This is a genomic window from Edaphobacter sp. 4G125 (genome assembly GCF_014274685.1).
Classification (GTDB): domain Bacteria; phylum Acidobacteriota; class Terriglobia; order Terriglobales; family Acidobacteriaceae; genus Edaphobacter.
Window position 1 is genome coordinate 3,432,283 of sequence record NZ_CP060393.1, and the last position, 19,881, is coordinate 3,452,163.

At 54.9% G+C, this 19,881-nt stretch carries 17 protein-coding genes, 5 tRNA genes and 1 pseudogene; 9 read left to right on the top strand and 14 right to left on the bottom strand.

Annotated features, from left to right (window positions below; all coding sequences use genetic code 11):
* Positions 1 to 13: 13 nt before the first annotated feature.
* From H7846_RS14230 to H7846_RS14255, 6 genes and pseudogenes are all read left to right on the top strand, one after another.
* Complete coding sequence (locus H7846_RS14230) at positions 14 to 1,051, top strand: AI-2E family transporter (RefSeq protein WP_186692962.1); 1,038 nt, start codon at positions 14 to 16, stop codon at positions 1,049 to 1,051.
* 72 nt (positions 1,052 to 1,123) lie between these two features.
* The gene (locus H7846_RS14235; protein WP_186692963.1) at positions 1,124 to 2,986 is read left to right on the top strand and encodes a phosphoenolpyruvate carboxykinase (GTP); all 1,863 of its coding nucleotides are present in this window, start codon (positions 1,124 to 1,126) and stop codon (positions 2,984 to 2,986) included.
* 676 nt (positions 2,987 to 3,662) lie between these two features.
* Complete coding sequence (locus tag H7846_RS14240; protein WP_186692964.1) at positions 3,663 to 4,754, top strand: YeiH family protein; 1,092 nt, start codon at positions 3,663 to 3,665, stop codon at positions 4,752 to 4,754.
* A gap of 158 nt (positions 4,755 to 4,912) precedes the next feature.
* Positions 4,913 to 8,163, top strand: a pseudogene (locus H7846_RS18190) (carboxypeptidase regulatory-like domain-containing protein).
* A gap of 323 nt (positions 8,164 to 8,486) precedes the next feature.
* The gene (locus H7846_RS14250) at positions 8,487 to 10,193 is read left to right on the top strand and encodes an MFS transporter (RefSeq protein ID WP_186692965.1); all 1,707 of its coding nucleotides are present in this window, start codon (positions 8,487 to 8,489) and stop codon (positions 10,191 to 10,193) included.
* Positions 10,190 to 11,119: a hypothetical protein gene (locus H7846_RS14255; RefSeq protein ID WP_186692966.1), complete on the top strand. Its 930-nt coding sequence runs from the start codon at positions 10,190 to 10,192 to the stop codon at positions 11,117 to 11,119. The genes H7846_RS14250 and H7846_RS14255 overlap by 4 nt, the downstream gene beginning before the upstream one ends.
* A 58-nt stretch (positions 11,120 to 11,177) precedes the next feature.
* On the opposite strand, the gene H7846_RS14260 is transcribed toward H7846_RS14255, so the two are convergent.
* Complete coding sequence (locus tag H7846_RS14260) at positions 11,178 to 12,173, bottom strand: carboxypeptidase-like regulatory domain-containing protein (RefSeq protein ID WP_186692967.1); 996 nt, start codon at positions 12,171 to 12,173, stop codon at positions 11,178 to 11,180.
* A gap of 213 nt (positions 12,174 to 12,386) precedes the next feature.
* On the opposite strand from H7846_RS14260, the gene H7846_RS14265 reads away from it, so the two are divergent.
* Both H7846_RS14265 and H7846_RS14270 read left to right on the top strand, forming a co-directional pair.
* Positions 12,387 to 12,758, top strand: coding sequence for a metal-sulfur cluster assembly factor (locus H7846_RS14265; protein WP_186692968.1), 372 nt, complete (start codon positions 12,387 to 12,389; stop codon positions 12,756 to 12,758).
* A 1-nt stretch (position 12,759) separates the two neighbouring features.
* Positions 12,760 to 13,539 carry a class I SAM-dependent methyltransferase gene (locus tag H7846_RS14270; protein ID WP_186692969.1) on the top strand — a complete coding sequence of 260 codons (780 nt, stop codon included), beginning with the start codon at positions 12,760 to 12,762 and terminating at the stop codon, positions 13,537 to 13,539.
* A 61-nt stretch (positions 13,540 to 13,600) separates the two neighbouring features.
* Here H7846_RS14270 and rplK read toward each other — a convergent pair whose 3' ends face one another.
* The 13 genes from rplK to H7846_RS14335 form a co-directional block, all read right to left on the bottom strand.
* A complete protein-coding gene (gene rplK, locus H7846_RS14275; protein WP_186692970.1) occupies positions 13,601 to 14,038 on the bottom strand; it encodes a 50S ribosomal protein L11 in 438 nt (145 codons plus the stop codon).
* Between the two features lie 108 nt (positions 14,039 to 14,146).
* Positions 14,147 to 14,791, bottom strand: a complete 645-nt coding sequence (gene nusG, locus H7846_RS14280) for a transcription termination/antitermination protein NusG (protein ID WP_186692971.1) — start codon at positions 14,789 to 14,791, stop codon at positions 14,147 to 14,149.
* A gap of 39 nt (positions 14,792 to 14,830) precedes the next feature.
* Positions 14,831 to 15,091 (bottom strand): preprotein translocase subunit SecE, encoded by a 261-nt coding sequence (gene secE / locus H7846_RS14285; protein ID WP_186692972.1) that lies wholly within the window; start codon positions 15,089 to 15,091, stop codon positions 14,831 to 14,833.
* Between the two features lie 68 nt (positions 15,092 to 15,159).
* Positions 15,160 to 15,235, bottom strand: a tRNA-Trp gene (locus H7846_RS14290).
* A 58-nt stretch (positions 15,236 to 15,293) separates the two neighbouring features.
* Entirely contained in the window at positions 15,294 to 15,443 is a 150-nt protein-coding gene (gene rpmG / locus H7846_RS14295; protein ID WP_022844519.1) for a 50S ribosomal protein L33, read from the bottom strand.
* Between the two features lie 284 nt (positions 15,444 to 15,727).
* Complete coding sequence (tuf, locus tag H7846_RS14300; RefSeq protein WP_186692974.1) at positions 15,728 to 16,915, bottom strand: elongation factor Tu; 1,188 nt, start codon at positions 16,913 to 16,915, stop codon at positions 15,728 to 15,730.
* A gap of 66 nt (positions 16,916 to 16,981) precedes the next feature.
* On the bottom strand, positions 16,982 to 17,299 hold the full coding sequence (locus tag H7846_RS14305; protein ID WP_186692976.1) for a hypothetical protein: 318 nt from the start codon (positions 17,297 to 17,299) through the stop codon (positions 16,982 to 16,984).
* Between the two features lie 31 nt (positions 17,300 to 17,330).
* A tRNA-Gly gene (locus H7846_RS14310) sits at positions 17,331 to 17,405 on the bottom strand.
* Between the two features lie 54 nt (positions 17,406 to 17,459).
* A tRNA-Thr gene (locus tag H7846_RS14315) sits at positions 17,460 to 17,534 on the bottom strand.
* Positions 17,535 to 17,558: 24 nt separating this feature from the next.
* On the bottom strand, positions 17,559 to 17,732 hold the full coding sequence (locus tag H7846_RS14320) for a hypothetical protein (RefSeq protein ID WP_186696482.1): 174 nt from the start codon (positions 17,730 to 17,732) through the stop codon (positions 17,559 to 17,561).
* 35 nt (positions 17,733 to 17,767) lie between these two features.
* Positions 17,768 to 17,854, bottom strand: a tRNA-Tyr gene (locus H7846_RS14325).
* 167 nt (positions 17,855 to 18,021) lie between these two features.
* Positions 18,022 to 18,097: transfer RNA gene (locus H7846_RS14330), tRNA-Thr, on the bottom strand.
* Between the two features lie 130 nt (positions 18,098 to 18,227).
* On the bottom strand, positions 18,228 to 18,857 hold the full coding sequence (locus tag H7846_RS14335; protein ID WP_186692977.1) for an HAD family hydrolase: 630 nt from the start codon (positions 18,855 to 18,857) through the stop codon (positions 18,228 to 18,230).
* Positions 18,858 to 19,010: 153 nt separating this feature from the next.
* Here H7846_RS14335 and H7846_RS14340 point away from each other — a divergent pair, with 153 nt between their 5' ends.
* Positions 19,011 to 19,859 (top strand): hypothetical protein, encoded by an 849-nt coding sequence (locus H7846_RS14340; RefSeq protein ID WP_186692979.1) that lies wholly within the window; start codon positions 19,011 to 19,013, stop codon positions 19,857 to 19,859.
* The last annotated feature ends 22 nt before the right edge of the window (positions 19,860 to 19,881 follow it).

Consider the following 19,881-nt stretch of genomic DNA (forward strand, 5'->3'; position numbering starts at 1 on the left):
AAAACGAGGTCCTATGCCAGCAAACAATGAAACGACGAACTGGAGACAGATCACGCTCTTTCTGGTCACCCTCGGCATCCTGATCGTCTGCGGACTTCTCCTTAAGCCGTTTCTGGTTGCCATCGTTGGCGCCATCGTCATCGCAATCGTTACTGAGCGACCATACCTCTGGCTTACGTCGAAGATCGGCCACCCGAACCTCTGTGCCACGCTCGCTCTCATCGCCGTCATCCTCAGCATCATCGTGCCCATCTTTTTTCTGGCACAAGACGTCAGTGGACAGATCGCGAACATCATCGCCAACCTCCGAAATCCGTCCACCCAACAAAAGATCGCCGATTACTTCAGCCGCCATCCCACTCTGGAGATGCGCATTGAGACGATCACCGACACCCTCAACCTTGAGGACACGATCAAATCAATCGGAGGATTTGTCGGCAAACAATTTGCCTCCCTGATAGGAAGCTCCATCGGCGCAATCACACAGATCGTCGCCATGCTCTTCATCCTCTTCTTCCTCTATCGCGATCGTGAGCTGGCAGGAAGATTTGCCCGCTCTCTGGTTCCCCTCAATAACCAGGAAGCTAACAAGTTCCTCTCCAACCTGCGCGGAACTATCTATGCCACAGCGCTTGGGCGCCTTGCCATTGCGGCGCTGCAGGGCGCGCTTGCCGGGCTGGCCTATTGGCTCCTCGGTGTTCCGAACGTCTTCCTCTGGGGAATCCTCACTGCCGTCATGGCAATGGTTCCAGCCTTTGGAGCATTTCTGGTCTGGGTTCCCATCGCACTGTACTTAGGCTTCTCCGGTCACTGGATCAAAGCAGCGATCCTGGCCGTCTGGGGTGGAGGAGTTGTCAGCCTGATTGACAACTTCCTTTACCCCATCCTCGTCGGGCCACACCTGAGGCAGCACTCGGTCGCTGTTCTGCTCTCGATCCTTGGCGGAATTGCACTGTTTGGCATCACCGGCATCATCCTTGGACCACTCGCTTTTACCGCTGCGTCAACGCTTCTCGATATATGGAGAGAGCGAGGTACAGAATTGGCCTGACCAGAAGATGGCTAGGTCAGGGTTTGACAGCTCCTCTTCAGAAGAGAATCCTGATTCTGGAAGCAAAAAACTATGAAGACAGAAAAAAACCAGACTGCAGTACTTCCTTCCGCGCCTCCCACGACCAATAAACACCTGATTCGCTGGGTAGAAAAAATGGCTGACCTTACTCAGCCGGACGCAATCCATTGGGTTGACGGTTCTCAAGAGGAGTATGACTTGCTGTGCAAACAGCTCGTCGACGCCGGTACGTTTACCAAACTCAATCAGGACTTGTGGCCTGGTTGTTTTCTTGCTCGCTCGACACCAAACGATGTTGCTCGTGTTGAGGACCGGACTTTCATCTGCTCGCTCTCGAAAGACAACGCCGGTCCAACCAACAATTGGGAAGACCCCTTCGTCATGCGCCGCAAACTAAAGCAGCTCTTCCGCGGCAGCATGCGCGGACGCACGATGTACGTGATGCCCTTCTCGATGGGGCCAGTCGGTTCTCCCATGTCGCAGATCGGAGTCCAGCTCACCGATTCCGCCTATGCCGTCGTGAATATGCGGATCATGGCTCGCATCGGCGCTCCCGTCTTTGCCGAGATCGACAAGGACACCAAGCGCGTCGTCCCCTGTATGCACTCCGTCGGTGCACCGCTGGAGCCAGGCCAACAGGACGTTCCCTGGCCCTGCAACGATGAGAAATACATCGTCCACTTCCCTGAAACTCGCGAGATCTGGAGCTATGGCTCGGGATACGGCGGAAATGCTCTCTTGGGCAAGAAGTGCTTTGCCCTTCGCATCGCCTCCAACATCGCCCGCGATGAGGGCTGGATGGCTGAACACATGCTCATCCTCGGCGTAGAGTCGCCCGCGCATGAGAAGACCTACATCGCAGCAGCCTTTCCCTCTGCCTGCGGCAAGACCAACTTCGCCATGATGATTCCTCCAGCCGGATTTGAGGGTTGGAAAATCTGGACAGTCGGCGACGATATCGCCTGGATCAAGCCTGACGCCACCGGCAAACTGCGCGCCATCAATCCCGAGGCAGGTTTCTTCGGCGTCGCTCCCGGAACCTCAGCGAAAACCAATCCCAATGCGATGGCTGCTCTGGCAAAAAACACCATCTTCACCAACGTTGCGCTGACTCCCGAGGGCGGCGTGTGGTGGGAAGGCATGACCGACAATCCGCCAAAGGAGTGCATCGACTGGCGCGGCAATCTCTGGACACCCCAGTTTGATAAACAGACCGGCAAACAGACCGGCCCTCCCGCGGCGCATCCAAACGGGCGCTTTACCGCTCCCGCCAAACAGTGCCCCACCATCGATCCCGATTGGGAGGCCCCGGAGGGAGTGCCCATCTCAGCGATCATCTTCGGAGGACGGCGCGCGACCACCATGCCGCTCGTCTATCAAGCCTTCAACTGGTCTGGAGGAGTTTACGCCGGAGCCACCATGGGATCGGAGACCACCGCAGCAGCTGGCGGCACATTGGGTAAGGTCCGACGCGACCCAATGGCGATGCTGCCCTTCTGCGGATATCACATGGGTGATTACTTCCGGCACTGGATCAAGATGCAGCGCGCACTCTCTTCAACGCCTCGCATCTTTCATGTGAACTGGTTCCGCAGAGATACCGAAGGACGGTTCCTCTGGCCGGGCTATTCGGAGAACATGCGCGTGTTGAAGTGGATTGTCGACCGTGTGCGCGGGCGCGCACAGGGCAAAGAGACACCCATCGGCTGGACACCCCACTACGAGGACATCCGATGGGAAGGTTTGCAGATGTCGGAGGAGAAGCGACGGGCGGTTTTCGACGAGTTGCAGACCGTTGATCGTGCTGCATGGAAACGTGAGGTAATGGATCACGAAGAGCTCTTCCTGGCCCTGCACGATCATCTTCCGCCCGAGATGATCTATGAGCGTGAACTGTTGATCTGCAGACTGTGAGAAACAGGGCTCGATCGTGCAAAAACCGCCGGTCGAGCCTTAAACTTCAACTTCTCACAGGAAACATAAGATTTTTATTTTGAATATCTTAGATAAGCTACTTGGCCATAAAAGCTCTGCCGCCCAAGTGGGTCTTGTTGCTTGACTGGTCGACAAATTATCGGTATCTTAACGGAGTGACAAGACTCCCTTCGGGTTGAGTCGGTCATAACGAAGTCCACCCACTTCGTTGTTTTAAACGGAACACCCACGCAACAGCCCCCACCGCGCTGCGTGGGTTTCCTTTTTAACTCGTTTTTGGTTCGGTCAGCCTTGACGCATCCGCCCGAACCTTCTACCCTTATTGCATGGGATCGATGTACATCGCAGCCTGTAGCTGTTGTCCGTGTTGTATGGGCAACTGTTGTTGCTGCGTCGGACTCTCCCTGAGCTAAGCCCCTTTCAAAGATACGGCTTACAGAATCTCAGAACCCACGTAGCAGCATTCAGCGCACGTGGGCTTTTTCATTTGCGTGCGCACTTCTCCACAAAAGCTTATTTCGAGGCATTTATGGCAGCTCCTCACGTATCGAACAGCCGCATCAACATCGACATGATCGCCGTTGCGATTGCACTGACCCTTGCAGCGTTGATCCGCTTCAATATTCTTCCTCCCGTCTGGTTCTAACGCACTTCCGTGGCCGTCCAAACGATTCCGATCACCGCTCCAGCGCCAACGCTCAGCGCACAGTTCTTCCGTGTGCTGCCCGGCGTTGCATTGCTGTTCGGCATCGGCTTGTTTGGGAAATTGCTGGAGCACACCTTTGCGCACCTGCGTACTGTATATCCATCAATTCCCTTCCCGCATATTGAATATGTTCTCTGGGCCATTCTGCTTGGACTGGCCGTAAGCAACACAATCGGCGTCGCATCGTTTTTTCGAGCCGGAGTCGCAACCTATGAGCTCTGGCTGAAGCTAGGCATTGTTCTCGTTGGAGCGCGCTTTCTCCTCCAGGACATCCTTCATATCGGCGGACTCTCGCTGGCCTTAGTTGCTGTCGAGCTCATTCTGTCGCTTTCGACAATGCACCTGTTAGGCCGCATCTTTCGCCTTCCGCCGAAACTTACCTCGTTGCTGGCGATCGGCTCCAGTGTCTGCGGCGTAACCGCCATCATGGCAGCTCGCGGAGCGATCGAGCCTGAGGAAGAAGACACCTCAACCGCCATCGCCGCCATTCTTACCCTCGGTGCCATTGCCCTATTTACCTTTCCGGCGATCGGCCATGCACTCCATATGAGCCAACAGGGATACGGTATGTGGGCTGGGCTTGCGGTCGACAACACCGCCGAATCCCTCGTAACCGGTGCGCTCTATGGAGAAGAAGCCGGTCGTTGGACCGTGCTGGCCAAAACAGCGCGTTCGGGATTTCTTGGCTTCGTTGTTCTGGCATACGCAGTCTATTGGTCATCGCGTGGGCTGGCTCCCGATGTGGAACACAAGGGTGTCTTTCTTTGGCGCAAGTTCCCAAAGTTCATTCTTGGCTTTATCGCACTATCGATTCTTGCGACCGCAGGATTCTTCACCCACGCACAGCTCACCAGTCTTGCGAACCTTTCGAAGTGGGCCTTCCTCCCGGCCTTCGCCGGCGTGGGTTTGCGAACAAACCTGCGAGATCTGACACGTCAGGGATGGCGCCCTTTGATCGTCGGTATTCTCGGTGAGATTGCTATCGCGCTTATCACGCTTGGCCTCGTTTACGTTAGCTATAGCTACGGAGTCGCGCGATGACCCAGACTACAATCTCTCTTCTTCTCCTGCCTTCCTCGCACCGCTGTTGTTGTCGCTTGTAACGCGAGAACCAGCCTCCTTCTTTTCAAAATCGGATCAACTCACGAGACTCGTCGCTCGTAGGCGAGCACCTCTCTACACAATTTGCGGAGACCGTTATGTATACCTCTACCCGCAGGCTCACGCTTGCTTCCCTTCTGCTTCCAGCTCTGTATACCTTATTTGCACTCGCACCGTTGCAAGCACAGGTGGTCGGAGGAACTCTCTCCGGCATCATCACAGACCCAACCGGTGCAGCACTCTCTGAAGCACATGTCACAATCCACAACGACGAGACCGGCAATGAGCGGAATTTGGCCACGGGGACTGATGGTCGCTTTTCGGCGCCATCTATCCCAATCGGGACCTATACGATTACAGCGCAACACGACGGCTTTTCCGTACAACACCGTACCGATATCTCATTGACTGTCGGCCAAAGCAAGCAGATCGACATTCAGCTTACCGTCGACGCGGTGCAGCAGCAGGTCAGCGTAGAAGATACGCCCGCTGTCGTCAATCTTTCGACACAACAGATATCAGGACTCGTCGACGAACGCCAGATTAAGCAGCTTCCGCTGAATGGACGCAGCTACGATCAGTTGATTACGTTGAATCCCGGCGTCGTGAACTACACAAACCAACGCTCGGGCAGCATCGGGACCTCGAACTCTTCCGTTGGGAATATGTTCGCGATCTCCGGCCGTCGTCCACAAGACAATCTCTTCCTGTTGAACGGTATTGAATACACTGGAGCATCGCTGATCAACGTGACGCCAGGCGGTACCAGCGGACAATTGCTGGGTGTAGATGCTGTGCGTGAGTTTAACGTCGTGACTGACACCTACTCCGCGAGCTATGGCAAGCGACAGGGAGCACAGATCTCCATCGTGACTGCCTCCGGAACCAATAACCTTCACGGCTCAGCCTATGAATTCCTGCGCAACTCTGCGCTAGATGCCCGCAACTACTTCGACCAGGCGCATATTCCGCAGTTCCAGCGAAACAACTTTGGTGGTTCGCTGGGGGGTCCGATTCGCCGAGACAAGCTTTTTCTCTTTGCCAACTATGAGGGTTATCGCCAGAACCTGGGCCTCTCGGATGTAACCTTCGTTCCGGACACACTGGCTCGACAGGGATACCTGCCCGATCCGAATAATCCTTCTGGCTCGCGCAAGAACTACGGCGTTGCGCCCGGAGTCGCTCCTTTATTCAACCTATGGCCCGAGCAAAACGGACCGGCGCTACTGGATGCCAAAGGCAATCAGACCGGAATCGCGTTGGCTTACTCCAACCCTATTCAGCGTATCCGAGAAGACTTCGGAACAGCACGTTTTGACTACAACGTCAGCCCTCGCGATCTCTTCTTCGCGGTCTACACCGTGGATGACTCAACCGCCGACACGCCTACCCAGAACCCTCTGGCGGCAATCAACGAAGATCTTCGCGAACAGGTTGCCAGCCTTCAGAACAACATGTCTTTTCCCCTCGACTGTTGAACACAGCTCGCTTCGGTTTCTCGCGCGCATCGTTCTTCTTTTTGGGCACCTCCTCTCCTCTTGGAGGAGCCGACGTTCCTGGATGGGTTGCAGGCAAGCCTGTAGGGGCCATCGTAATCGCGGGGTCGACTGCCTCCAACGGCTCGTCGCAGATCACCGGAGCAGGAGCAAACGTAGGCTCGAACAATGCCACCACGCGTAATCTCTTCACCTTCGACGACCATATCTTCTGGACACATGGCCGCCATCAGATCGAGGCCGGAGGATGGCTGCAGCGTCTACAGTCGAACGACAACCTTGCACAGAATCAGTTTGGTCAGGCATCCTTCGCTTCCCTTACAACTTTCCTGCAAGGAAACGTAAAGACCTTCACCGTTGTTCCTTCTCCTACGCGTCTTGGCTGGAGATCATGGATGGGGGCAGGGTATCTCGAAGATACGATCCGGCTCACACCGCGACTCGAGTTACGCGCTGGCTTGCGCATTGAATCCACCAACGGCTTCAATGAATCACAGGGCCGTGCCTCGAACTACGGCTTTACTAATGGAGTAATCAACTCGAATCCGTTCACCGGCTCCTCGCCTCTTACTGACAACCGAGCGAAGTTCCTTCCAGCTCCTCGCCTTGGGCTGGCCTGGGATGTGCATGGCGATGGGAAAACCAGCATTCGTGCAGGCTTCGGGATGCACTATTCATTGCTCGACAACCTGAACTACCGCCTCGATCAGACAGCGCCGTACAACACAACTCTGTCACTTGCTAACGTTGCGGTCTCGAGTCTCAATATCACCTCTTCAACCAAACCCTCACCTGGAACACTCGTCTCCCCCTCGAATGTACAGACCGATCTCGCAACTCCTACCGTCATTTCGTGGAGTCTCCAGATCGAGCAACAGATCGCTCCCAACACTTCCCTTACCGTGGGCTACAACGGTTCGCACGGCTATCATCAAATTCTCTCGGCTGATCTCAACGAACCTGAAGCAACGATTGTGAATGGGCGTATCTACTATCCCACGACGAACAAAGTAAATCCTGCTGTTGCGAATACGACTTCGTGGATCTCGCAAGGCATCAGCAACTACAACGGGCTAGTGGTGGATGTGCGCCGTAGCCTCACCCGCGGCCTGCAAGTTCGTGGCAACTATACCTTTTCGAAGAACCTGGATAACGGTTCTGCGTGGAACACCAGCGTCAGCGCGAACACGCCGGCGTTCGTCTCCTATCCAGCCAACCCCAATATTGACTATGGTCCGGGAGCAACCGATATCCGCCACCTTGCAGCAATCAACGGCACTTATGATCTTCCGTTAGGACAAGGTCATCTGGTGGGATCGAATCTCACCGGGCTTGCCAATCGTGCTGCGAGTGGATGGACCCTGAGCACGATCGTTGCCCTGCAATCTGGATTTCCGTTCTCACCGCAGCTTGGCTATAACCCGACTGGCTCAGGAGATACCCGCAATCCGGTGCGTCCTGACATCAACCCTAACTTCCGCGGGAATCTTTACCCGCGTACTCCTCAACAGTACTTTGACCCTACCGCATTTCTTGCGCCGGCCTATGGCACAGTCGGGAACCTTGGCCGCGATACTCTCACTGGGCCTCGACTGACGAATGTCGATCTTTCGCTCCTGAAAGCCACGCAGATTACCGAGCACGTTCGCGCCCAGTTCCGCGCGGAGTTCTTCAACGTCCTAAACCATACGAACTTCGCGACTCCAAATCCGGTGGTCTTTACCTCAGGACCAACCCAGGGGAGTGCCTCGAACCAAACTGCGGCTGTCGTCGCCAGTCCTACTGCAGGCGTTATTACTGCAACAGCAACAACATCACGACAGATTCAGTTTGGGTTGAAACTCCTTTTCTAAAATGAACAAGGTGTGTCGCTTCTGAATCAGGCGGCACACCTTTTTTATTTAAGGAATGACTGTCGTCAAGAAGATGCGTGGATCTGCCGGGCGACTGTACTAAGTTCTTTGATCTTGCGAAGGTGTAGTTGCTTTGCAGCATCTTTTATTTTGAAGTCGACACGGTGTTTAAGATACGCAATCCCGCGCGCATCCCAACAAGCAAGAGTCGCCCAAGCAGCGTCTACTGTCCCACGTCAGTCAGCTCATAGATCGTGCGCTCTGGCCTGTTCTCTCCATGGCTCTCACCCCTCTTCCAATATCCCGTAAACTAGAAAAGCGCGATGCCTTTTGAGACACCCAATACTGGTCCTGTCGTCGCTGCCGCCAGCCCTACTCCCAGCGGCTTTGCTCCACTTCGCATCCGTTTGTTTCGTGATCGCTGGATAGCTTCGACTGTCTCGTCAGTCGGCACCTGGATGCAGGACACAGCCGGCACCTGGCTGATGACCTCGCTCACAGCCTCACCTTTGTTGATCGCGCTTATGCAAACAGCGGCGTCTCTGCCAGTTCTTATGCTGGGTCTGCTTGCCGGAGCAACAGCCGATATTTTTGATCGCCGTAAGCTGCTCATCTTCTGGCAGGCATGGATGCTCGTCTCGGTTGCTATCCTTGCACTGCTCACCTTTATCGGCTATATCTCCCCCTGGACACTGCTTGCATTCACCTTCCTGCTGAATATCGGCTCGGCCATGAACAACCCGGCGTGGCAGGCCATTGTTCCGGAGCTAGTCCCACGCGAGCTTATCCCCGATACCGTCGCACTCAATGCGGCCTCGAACAATCTCGCTCGCGCTGTTGGGCCCGCGCTTGGTGGATTGATGGTCGCAGGCTTCGTCAGTGTACATACTGGAGCGGGCTGGGTCTTCTTCCTGAACGCGGCATCGTTCGCCGGGGTGATCTGGGTTCTCTTCAACTGGAAGCGCACACCGCTGTTCAAGTCTGCCCTGCCGTCAGAGCGCATTGCAGGCTCTATCATGACGGGACTGCGCTACGTCCGCTATGCGCCAGAGCTACAGTCTTCGCTAATCCGCGCTTTTACATTTACCTTCTTCGTCTCGGCTATCTGGGCATTGCTCGCCGTCGTGGCCAAACGAGATCTCAGCGAAGGGGCTCTCGGTTACGGCATTCTGAATGGCTCGCTTGGTCTGGGAGCCGTCATTGCAGCGACACAGCTTCCTCGCATCCGCCGTCGTATCTCTGCCGATACCATCATTGCAGTCTCCACTTTTTACGATGTGATTACGTTGCTTGTTCTAGCCTATGCACACTACCCCGCCGTAATCATTCCCACTCTGATTCTCTCCGGCTTTGCATGGACCAGTACCATGTCCACACTGAACACCTCAGTGCAGCTTTCAGTGCCAGCATGGGTACAAGCACGCGCGCTGGGAACATATTTGATGACCTTCCAGGGAGGTATGGCGCTCGGTTCTATTCTCTGGGGTTTTGTCGCTGAACATACCTCCACGCCAATTGCGCTGGCAGCATCAGCCTGCGGACTTGCCATCAGCTATCCTGCGATTCGCCGGTTCCATATTTTGCAGGGCCCGCTACCGGACCATACGCCTTTTCGTTCTGCTCGCTCAACTGTGCAACCCAGCCAGTTCCAACTGGCAGACTCAGTCGCACAAGCCGATGACCTGGTTCATGAAGGACCTGTCCGCATCTCCATTGATTACCGCATTCCAGTAGAGCGCTACTCAGAGTTCACTCATGCGATCCATCAGCTTCGTGGCGTACGTTTGCGAGATGGAGCGATCCGCTGGGGAATCTATCGTGATGTCGTCGATCCCGAACACCTCAACGAAACCTTCCTGATGGAGTCCTGGCTCGATTACCTTCGTTCACGCGAACGCATCACGGCAGCTGATGAAGCTATCCGCGCTCGCGTGCGTGCTCTTCACACAAGTGAAGAGCCACCTAAGATTTCCTACCAAATTTATGCGCGGGAGATCACACCGCACGAGCCACCTGAAGAGTTTAAATGAAGCTGACCTTCTTCAGGTTATCGATCCTCGTCGCCGCGCTGACTGCGACCACTTTTTCGGGACAAACTCTCTCTCCAGTTGCTGAACCAGATCGCCCACTTCCGGACATTTCAGAGCTTATGCACGAAGTAGAGAAGCATCAGCGCGCATCTGAACATATCCAGAAGGACTACATCTATCACGAAGTCGTACAGCAGCAACGAAGCGATGGGAAAAAAGCCGTGACCCATGAATACGACGTCTTCTGGCTCAACGGAGTAGAAGTTCAGAAGCTCACGCGTAAAGATGGCAAAGATCTAACTGCAGAGGAACAACGAAAAGAAGGCGAACGGATCGACAAAGAGGTTGCGAAAGCAAAGGAGCGAAAGACCAAAGCCAAAACTAAAGGTGTCGAAACTGACTCACATGGCAACGAGGAAATAACGGTCTCCCGCTTCCTGGAACTTGGCAATTTCACGAATCCTCGAAGAGTTAAGCAAAATGGACGCGAAACGATCGCAATCGACTACGCTGGTAACCCCAAAGCAAAGACACGCAACCGCATGGAAGACGTGATCCGCGATCTCTCTGGAACTCTCTGGATCGATGAGCAGGACCGCACGATCACTCATCTGGAAGGTCAATTCGCCAATTCATTCAAGGTCGGTGCAGGGATCGTAATGTCTATTAAGAAAGGGACAAGCTTCTCCATGGACCAGATCAAGATCAACGATGAGGTCTGGCTTCCTTCACGCATTGAAGGTCATGGAAGCGCACGGGTAATGCTCTTTGTCAGCTTCAACGGAAGCATCTTGGTCACAAACTCCGATTACCGCAAGTTCAAAGCGACCTCAACCATCCTGCCCGGAATGAGCACGGTCAAAGATTCCTCTTCAGGGGAAACGAATCCTTCGATGAACCCCGGAACCACCGTCCCTCAGCACTGATTTCTGCGTCGCGCCTCTTCTTCATCAGGAGAAATATATCGGTGGATTCCGACCCCCTTTAATCCTGCCCTTTGGCGTGTTTGGTAAATCGAGGAAGAACGAACTCCTGTGCCAGCGCATTGGCAATGCGTCCACCGGTGATGATCCCGACATTGCCGATGGCCAGTCCCACGCCACGATCTTGCTTCGGATAGTAGAGGTTGGAGAGCGCCGAGGAGGCAAAATCCCCGCCGATACTCGAATAATTAAATCCCCATTTTTCATTGTCGTTCTTACACCAGAAAGGGGCCGAGACAGCGTGAAGAAAACGCGATTTTGTAGTGCCTGTTCCTTGGTAGAAATAGCGCGGGTCCTGGTGCAGAAGCGAAGGGAGAATCGCCCCACCGATCATAATATTAGTGATCCCATCCGCGTATACAGCGCCAAATCGCTGACCGTATCCTTTCGCTCCTTGTTGATACGCTGGCGTATCTGCTGCCTGATCGATGCCGGCAAGAAACGCCGCTCCGCCGATACTGACCGCGTCGGTAGCCGCCCGCAGAGCAAGCTTGAACTTCAACGTGGAGGTGAGCGGAACCGTCCGCGGATCGTACGCTACATAAAAATTAGGAATCACCCCCAGGACGCGTTGCTTCTCTGCATCTTTCACCTGCTCTGCTGCGAGTTCTTCCTGAGAGATTGCGCTGACAGTGGTTTCTACGACCGCAATGGTCAATTTGATCTGGGCAAGATCCAAATCCTGGCCAGGTTTGAGGGTTATCTCTGGCGATGCCCAGTCCGAAAAGCCTTTCGCGCTTACTTTTACGCGATAAGGAGCAGCTGAAGGGACATTGACCAACTGGAAAAATCCATCACCATTCGTAATAACATCAGGTCGAGGCTGAGAAGCCAGCCCTTCAAGCACGACCGTTGCGCCTGGCACTGCATCATCATTCGTATCGGTTACCGTACCGATAATTCTTCCAGCCTGCGGCTCTGGCGCGGAGAGCTGCTGTCCCAGCGCGCGGATCGAAAAGAGAAAAAGGACAAAGAAAAACGCTCGTAAAATACGCATCGTAAAAACTAATCTCTATTCAGACGTTTCAGTACGCTTGAGCGATTCAGGACTTGACACCCTTATCTGAAGAAATATGTGAATTTATCTCGACCCTACAGAAAACGAATGGCTTATTCGTTCAAAGTTCTTAGCGAAATATGCGCGTCGTCAGCCCAAATACGACTTGGGCGACTTAAATCAACGTTCCGTGCGACTATCATCGAAACAGGAATGCTTACGGAACCCGATATCCTCATCGCGCTGCGCAACTGTTATGATCCAACCCTGCCATGTAATATCGTCGATCTCGGACTCATCCGCCGCATTCGCGTCGCACCTGATCCTGGAGCTCCCGGCGCCGGGATTCCAGGAGTCCCACAAAAACATCGTATCCAGATTGAGCTGGTTCTGAGTCATCCCAGCGAGCAGACTGAAGCGCAGATTACAGAACAGATTCGTAATCGACTGGCAGGCATGGAAGAGGCCGGTGAAGTAACCACTCTCATCATTCCTCAACCTGTCTGGACACCTCAGCAAATCACTCCGGAGGGCCGTCGCATCCTCGGCCTCGATGGCAATCCCAACCTGGTTCAGATTCGCTGATATGTCCTCAAGCTCCAAAACCAAAGCCGCGCCCATCCGCTCCCGCGACCTTCTCAAAGCCGCCTCGATGCCCATCCACCCCTTCGATCAGGTTCACGAAACCGACACCAGCGGACTCGTTCCTGCGCGTGATCTCGTAACCGGCCATCCGAACGACGAGCACGTTACTGCCTACTACGCCGTTGCGCCTTCGATTCTCCGCTCACTGATTGACCGCTGGCGCAAAACGAATCCGCCGTACCACATCACCGACTACACCTTCCTGGATATTGGATCAGGCAAAGGGCGAGCCGTCCTGCTCGCCAGCGAGCTCCCCTTCCGGCAAGTTGTCGGGGTCGAACTGAATCCTGCGATGGTTACGATTGCGGAAGCCAATGTAGCACTCTGGAGCAAGGCGCATAGAGATGACCCTACAGCTGACGCAATAGCTCCCATTCAGATCGTGCACGATGACGCACTCAATCTGCCGCTTCCTGTCAACCCAACAGTAGTCTTTCTCTTTCACCCATTCGAAGAGCCTGTTCTCAAGCCTTTACTTCGTCGAATCGAAACTGCATTCTCAAACCGTAGAGGCTCTCTGGATCTTCTCTACGTCAACGCCGAACACGGCGCTCTCCTTGATCGTCATCCGGCATTCCATCTGCTTTGGCAAGGAACAGTCCCCATGAGTACGGAAGATCATACAGCCGACCTGGAGGCCATCGCGCAGCAGACCGAATACGGCTCAACCGGCGATGAACTGTGCGCCATTTATCGATATGTGGGCCGAGGGGAAAAGTAATTAAAAATAAAAGAGCACCTGGTTGTCAGGCGCTCTCTCGTGTTCAGAACAGAAAATTTGCTTATGCGACGACATCGATGCCCATCGAGCGGGCGGTACCGCGAATCGTCTTCGCCGCGGCCTCGACGGAGGCAGCATTCATGTCGGGCATCTTCTGCTTGGCGATCTCGAGAATCTGCTTCTCGGTAACCTTGCCCTTCTTCTCTTTGTTCGGAGTGCCCGAACCCTTTTCGATGCCGGCTGCCTTCAATAGAAGCACAGGCGCTGGAGGCGTCTTGGTGACAAAGCTGAAGGTGCGGTCAGCGTAGACCGAAATCACTACCGGAACCGTGAGGCCAGCCAGAGCCGGATCTTTGCTAGTGCGGTCGTTGAACTGCTTGCAGAACTCCATGATGTTGACCTGGGCCTGACCAAGCGCGGGGCCTACGGGCGGTGCAGGTGTTGCCTTGCCGGCGACGATCTGCAGTTTGACGTATCCAGTTACCTTCTTCGGTGCCATCGATGAATCCTCTTATGCTTCCAGCGGCGGCCTCACGGCCATCACGCTTAATTTGAAATTCAAAACTCACTTCCAGATCGCGCTCGTTCCTTGCGCGATCCTAAATCCTTATTCGACGACCTTGTCGACCTTCGAAAACTCGATCTCGACCGGGGTCGAGCGGCCGAAGATGCTGACCATTACCTTGAGCGTCTGCTTGTCTTCGTTGATCTCATCGACTGCTCCGGTAAAGTTTGCAAACGGGCCTTCGTTGATGCGAACCTGCTCGCCCTTATCAAACTTGATCTTGAGCGTCGGCTTCTCCTTGGAGACATCCGAACGGAAGAGAATCGAACTGACTTCCTGCTCTGACAAGGCAACGGGATTATCCCCGGTTCCCAAAAAACCCGTGACCCGCGGCGTGTTCTTGATCACATGCCAGAGATCATTGTCGAGATCCATCTCGATCAGAACATAGCCAGGAAGGAAGACGCGCTCGATGGTGTACTTCTTACCATTACGAATCTCGGTGACAGGCTCGGTCGGAATCATGATCCGGCCAATCTTGTTCTGCAGGCCGAAAGCAGCGATACGACTCTCCAGGGACTCGCGCACCTTGCGCTCAAAGCCCGAATAGGCATGAATAATGTACCATTTGAAGCTCTCGTTCACTGGCGGGGCCAGCTGGTCGGCTGGCTGTTCCGAGGATGAATCGCTCCCCGCATTCAACGCTTCAGGGTTCTGCTCTTCCGGATTCTGTTGCTCTTCAGCCATGCTTATGCCTTCTTCACGCATCGGTTTATATCTCTGAATCTATTTCGTAGCCGCCCCGAGCACAGCCTCAACAGCGCGTCCAATCACGTTATCCACCAACCAGAAGTACGCTGCAAAGACAAACACTGTGACGATGACCACAACCGTCATCGACTGCACATCCGCGCGGTTCGGCCAGACTACCTTGCGCATCTCGCTACGCACGTCTCTCAGAAAGCTGCTGATCCGCTCCGGCAGCGATTTGATCTGCTGGACTCCGGTGTTGGTCTGCTGTTCAGCTACCGCTACTGTCTTGGCCATAATGCCGCCTCAAATCTTCTATGACCGAAGTTTCTTTTCTTCGCCCTGCATGATCGGCCTCAGGCAGGTGGCGGGGGAGCTCGGATTCGAACCGAGAAGTCCGGTTTTGGAGACCGGCAGTTTAACCGTTGAGCTTACTCCCCCAAAGTACGGAATCGTCCGAAAGTTCCCGCGCGAAGCGCTTCCCCCTGGACGGCCAGTCCTACTTCGTCTCTTTGTGCGCCGTGTGCTTCCGGCAGGTGTTGCAGAACTTTGAGAATTCCAGACGACCTGTCGTCGTCTTCTTGTTCTTCGTCGTGGAGTAGTTCCGGTTCTTGCACTCGGGGCACTGCAAAGTGATGATCTCGCGCATTTGTTAAATCTCCTTCTAACGTGGCCAGTCGCTTTGGCTGGCAAGCAACTTGTCGTTTGGGAAGGTTTCATCTTCCCACCTGACACGCCGCGACGCAGGGCTTATTGGCCCCTGCTGCCAAGTCCTGAATTGTGTACGGAGAGAGGAGCGGTCAGGCCACGCTCTTCCGTCTTTTATTATCCCACGAAGTCCCAGATTAGGGAACAAACCACGGAAAATAAAAAGCCTTTAGTCAAAGGCGGCGAGCCGAAGCTCGCCGCCAGTTCTTATTAGTTCGAGAGGTCTTACTTGATGATTTCGGAGATGGTACCGGCGCCGACGGTTCTTCCGCCTTCGCGGATCGCGAAGCGCAGGCCCTTCTCCATCGCCACCGGAGTCAGCAGTGTGATCTCCAGCTGGATGTTGTCGCCCGGCATCACCATCTCGGTGCCTTCCGGAAGCTTCGCCGTACCCGTCACGTCCGTCGTACGGAAGTAGAACTGGGGACGATAGCCATTGAAGAACGGGGTGTGACGTCCGCCTTCTTCCTTCGACAACACGTAAACCTCACCCTTGAACTGCGTGTGCGGAGTGATCGAACCCGGCTTGGCCAACACCATGCCGCGCTCCACATCTTCCTTCGCCGTTCCGCGCAGAAGGAGACCCGCGTTGTCGCCCGCCAGACCTTCGTCCAGCTGCTTCTTGAACATCTCAACACCGGTCACGGTCGTGTTCTGCGTGTCCCGGAAGCCCACGATCTGGACCGCCTCGCCCACCTTCACCTTGCCGCGCTCGATACGGCCCGTCACCACAGTACCGCGGCCCGAGATCGAGAAGATGTCTTCGATCGGCATCAGGAACGGCAGGTCCACCATGCGGTCCGGCTGGGGAACGTTGTCGTCCACCGCCTGCATCAGTTCGTCGATCTTCTGCTCCCACTGTGCCTCGCCGTTCAACGCACCAAGCGCCGAACCGCGGATCACAGGAACATCGTCGCCCGGGAAGTCGTACTTCGACAGAAGCTCGCGGACTTCCATCTCCACCAGGTCTACCAGCTCCGCATCTTCCACCGCATCGCACTTGTTCAGGAACACCACGATGTACGGTACACCGACCTGACGGGCCAGCAGAACGTGCTCCTTGGTCTGCGGCATCGGACCGTCCGTCGCCGCCACCACCAGGATCGCGCCGTCCATCTGCGCCGCTCCCGTAATCATGTTCTTGATGTAGTCGGCGTGGCCAGGGCAGTCCACGTGAGCATAGTGACGGTTCGCCGTCTCATACTCCACGTGCGACGTCGCAATCGTGATACCTCGCTCACGCTCCTCAGGAGCGTTGTCAATCGTATCGAACGAACGGAACGCGTTCTTCGGGTTGTGCTTCGACAACACCTTCGTGATCGCCGCCGTCAACGTCGTCTTGCCGTGATCAATGTGTCCAATCGTCCCAATATTCACATGCGGTTTGGAACGATCAAATTTCTCCTTCGCCATTGCTCTCTCCGTCTATAGTGTTGGCCGGCAATAACCGGCAAGTTCACATCCAACCTTCAAACTGTCTCAGTAATACGCGTACAGCCGAAAGAACTTCTGCCGAAGCTCCGGAGCAACACGCTCCAGGCTGGCCAGATAAAACTCACGAAGCTGCCCCTGGTCTCCCGCGGAAAGAGCAGCATAATCGCCAGCCGTCTTCTTTCCGAGCAGGCCCCTGCGGAGCACGTCTTCAAACTCGCGGATACGAACTCCCTGGCGATCCAGCGACCGCAAAAACTCCGCCACTTTACCCGTCGAAAACGACGACTCGATTGCCGTCTTCACGGAACCGAACGCCACGGGATCGGCGATAGGAAGTACCGGCTGTTCCTTCAACGCGTTCAACGGATTCTCCTGCAACATACCTTCAACTCTCTGGAGCGGGAGACGGGAATCGAACCCGCGACCAACAGCTTGGAAGGCTGTGACTCTACCACTGAGTTACTCCCGCACTACTGCCTGATATATGTTTGCCTATTTGGCAAACATATATCAGGCCAAACCCTGGAGCTGATGATGGGGCTTGAACCCATGACCTCTCCCTTACCAAGGGAGTGCTCTACCACTGAGCTACATCAGCCTGTTTACAACTAACCCTACAATCCTACCGCGAGCGCAACCAGCCAAGCGTTACACGGAAGGCAAAAAAACCTAACAAGAGCCACGTCAGCGAACGATATCTCCCTGGCTCCATCGTCTGCCAGGTCAGAATCGCCAGAACTCCAAGCACCACCAGCGCAATCATCATTCTTCCGCTGCCGGCAGGGCTGAAGTCCACGAACGCTCCCCTGTCTTTCAACTACCTAAAACCTATGGTGCACAGGGGAGGATTCGAACCTCCGTACGTCATTGACGGGCAGATTTACAGTCTGCTGCCATTAACCACTCGGCCACCTGTGCACATCTCTGCCTGACTTTCTGAATACGGCTACCTTCACTCATCAAGCCTCACCCCTCGATCCACGGATCGAACAGGTTTACACTTGAAGAAGTCTCCGGAGGTCCGTATAGCCAGAACGGCCAGACAGTACAACCAAATCCAAGCTCTTCCACGGCCGTGTGAAATCTGGAGCTGGCGAAGGGACTTGAACCCCCGACCCTCTGATTACAAATCAGATGCTCTACCAGCTGAGCTACGCCAGCCCAAACAGCCTTCTCTTGCCCCCTGTAAGCACCATCTGGCTGACGCGCAGTCGTGCCTGCGCAGAGTGCGCCGCAGAGCTAACTTTAGCACAGTGAACAACGCAGCTGCAACGGGCGTAGAACCGCGAGTTTAACCGTTTCCCACAGTCGCAGTTGCCAACTCGTTCGATGCACGCTCCCACGGAGCAGGAACCCGCACGGATGCCATCCCTGCGGCAGTCGCTGCATCGATCCCCATCTGCGTATCCTCAAACACCAGACATTGCTCAGGTGCAACTCCCAGCCGCTCCGCTGCCATTAGAAACGGCTCAGGATGCGGCTTGCTGCGAGCATAGTCCCCAGCGCAGACCAACGTCTGAAAGCGATCCAGCAGATGAAGAGCCCGCAACGAAGCCTGCACAGAATCCCGCGTGCTACCGGACACAACTGCAAAAGGAAGATCGCCATGCCGGGCTTCGATATGTTCCAGCACCTCAGGAACCGCCTTCAGCAAGGGCAGGTTGGCGTAAAACAGCTCTTCTTTTCTTTTTTGAATATCGCGGACCGGCATCGACAGGCCGTGGCGCTGATTCAAGGTCGAGATGATCTCCACGACAGGCATTCCGCCCCATTGATAAAACAGCTCCTCGGCAAACTCACAGTTCCACTCCGAAAGTACGCTCTTCCAGGCAATGTAGTGGAGCGGCATCGAATCGGCAATCGTGCCATCGCAATCAAACAGATATGCCTTGAAATCCCCTTCAGGCAACTTCAACTTCATCAAAATCAATCTCCTGCCTTACGTCTCTGTATAAGGCCCATACTTCTATGATGACAGATCGCCCGATGCGATTCGGACGAATTGATCGGATTGCGTGATACGCTTTCGATCGTCCAACTCTCAAGACTGCTCTTCTGGAGGCAGAGATTCCGCATGATGTTGACGCGCCTCGGACTTATTTCCAGCTTTTCTCTTCTGCTGATTGCCGGAGCCTCGTGCCCCGCCCAGACGGCCGAGCCGCCACAGCAGACGGAAGGCCCCACCACCTCCGCGCCCGCGCCTCTCAAGACTCTCACCAATAGCTCAATCATTCGCATGGCCAGCGCAGGACTAAGCGACGATCTCATTCTTCAGGCGATCTCTGCACAACCGGGGCAATACACCACCGATGCCGATGCCCTGGTAGACCTCAAAGATTCCGGCGTCTCCGAGCGCGTGATCACGGCCATGATCAACAAGGGGAGAAAGCGTATCGCCCCTGAAGGAACATCCACCACCAGCGATCCACCGCCTGCTCCTGTCTCCGAAGTCAACGACATTGGAGCCTATTACAAAGACCGCAATGGTACTTGGCAGCCACTACAAACTGAGGTCGTTCACATCAAGTCTGGAGGATGGCTCAAATCCACCGCGACCCACGGAATCATCAAGCAGGACCGCAATGGTCACCTCAACGGACGCGAATCGAAACTGGCCTTGCAAGCTCCCGTCGAAATTCTGGTCTACGCCGCGCCGAGCGTCGATATAGCGGAATACGATTTCATCCGTTTTCGCATTAACTCCGATAATCGTGAATTCCGCGCACTCACTGGCGGTGTCTTTCACTCCACTGGCGGAGCGCAGCGCGATGAGGTTCCGTTTCATCCAGAAAGAGTAGCTCCTCGCACCTGGAGATTCACCGTCGATCACTCCGTTGGCGGAGGTGAGTTTGGCATCCTTCCTCCAGGAACCGGCAATGTCACCAACGGCGGAAAGATTTACACCTTCGCAATCACTGAATAGAACCTATTTGCCGTTCCGCGAT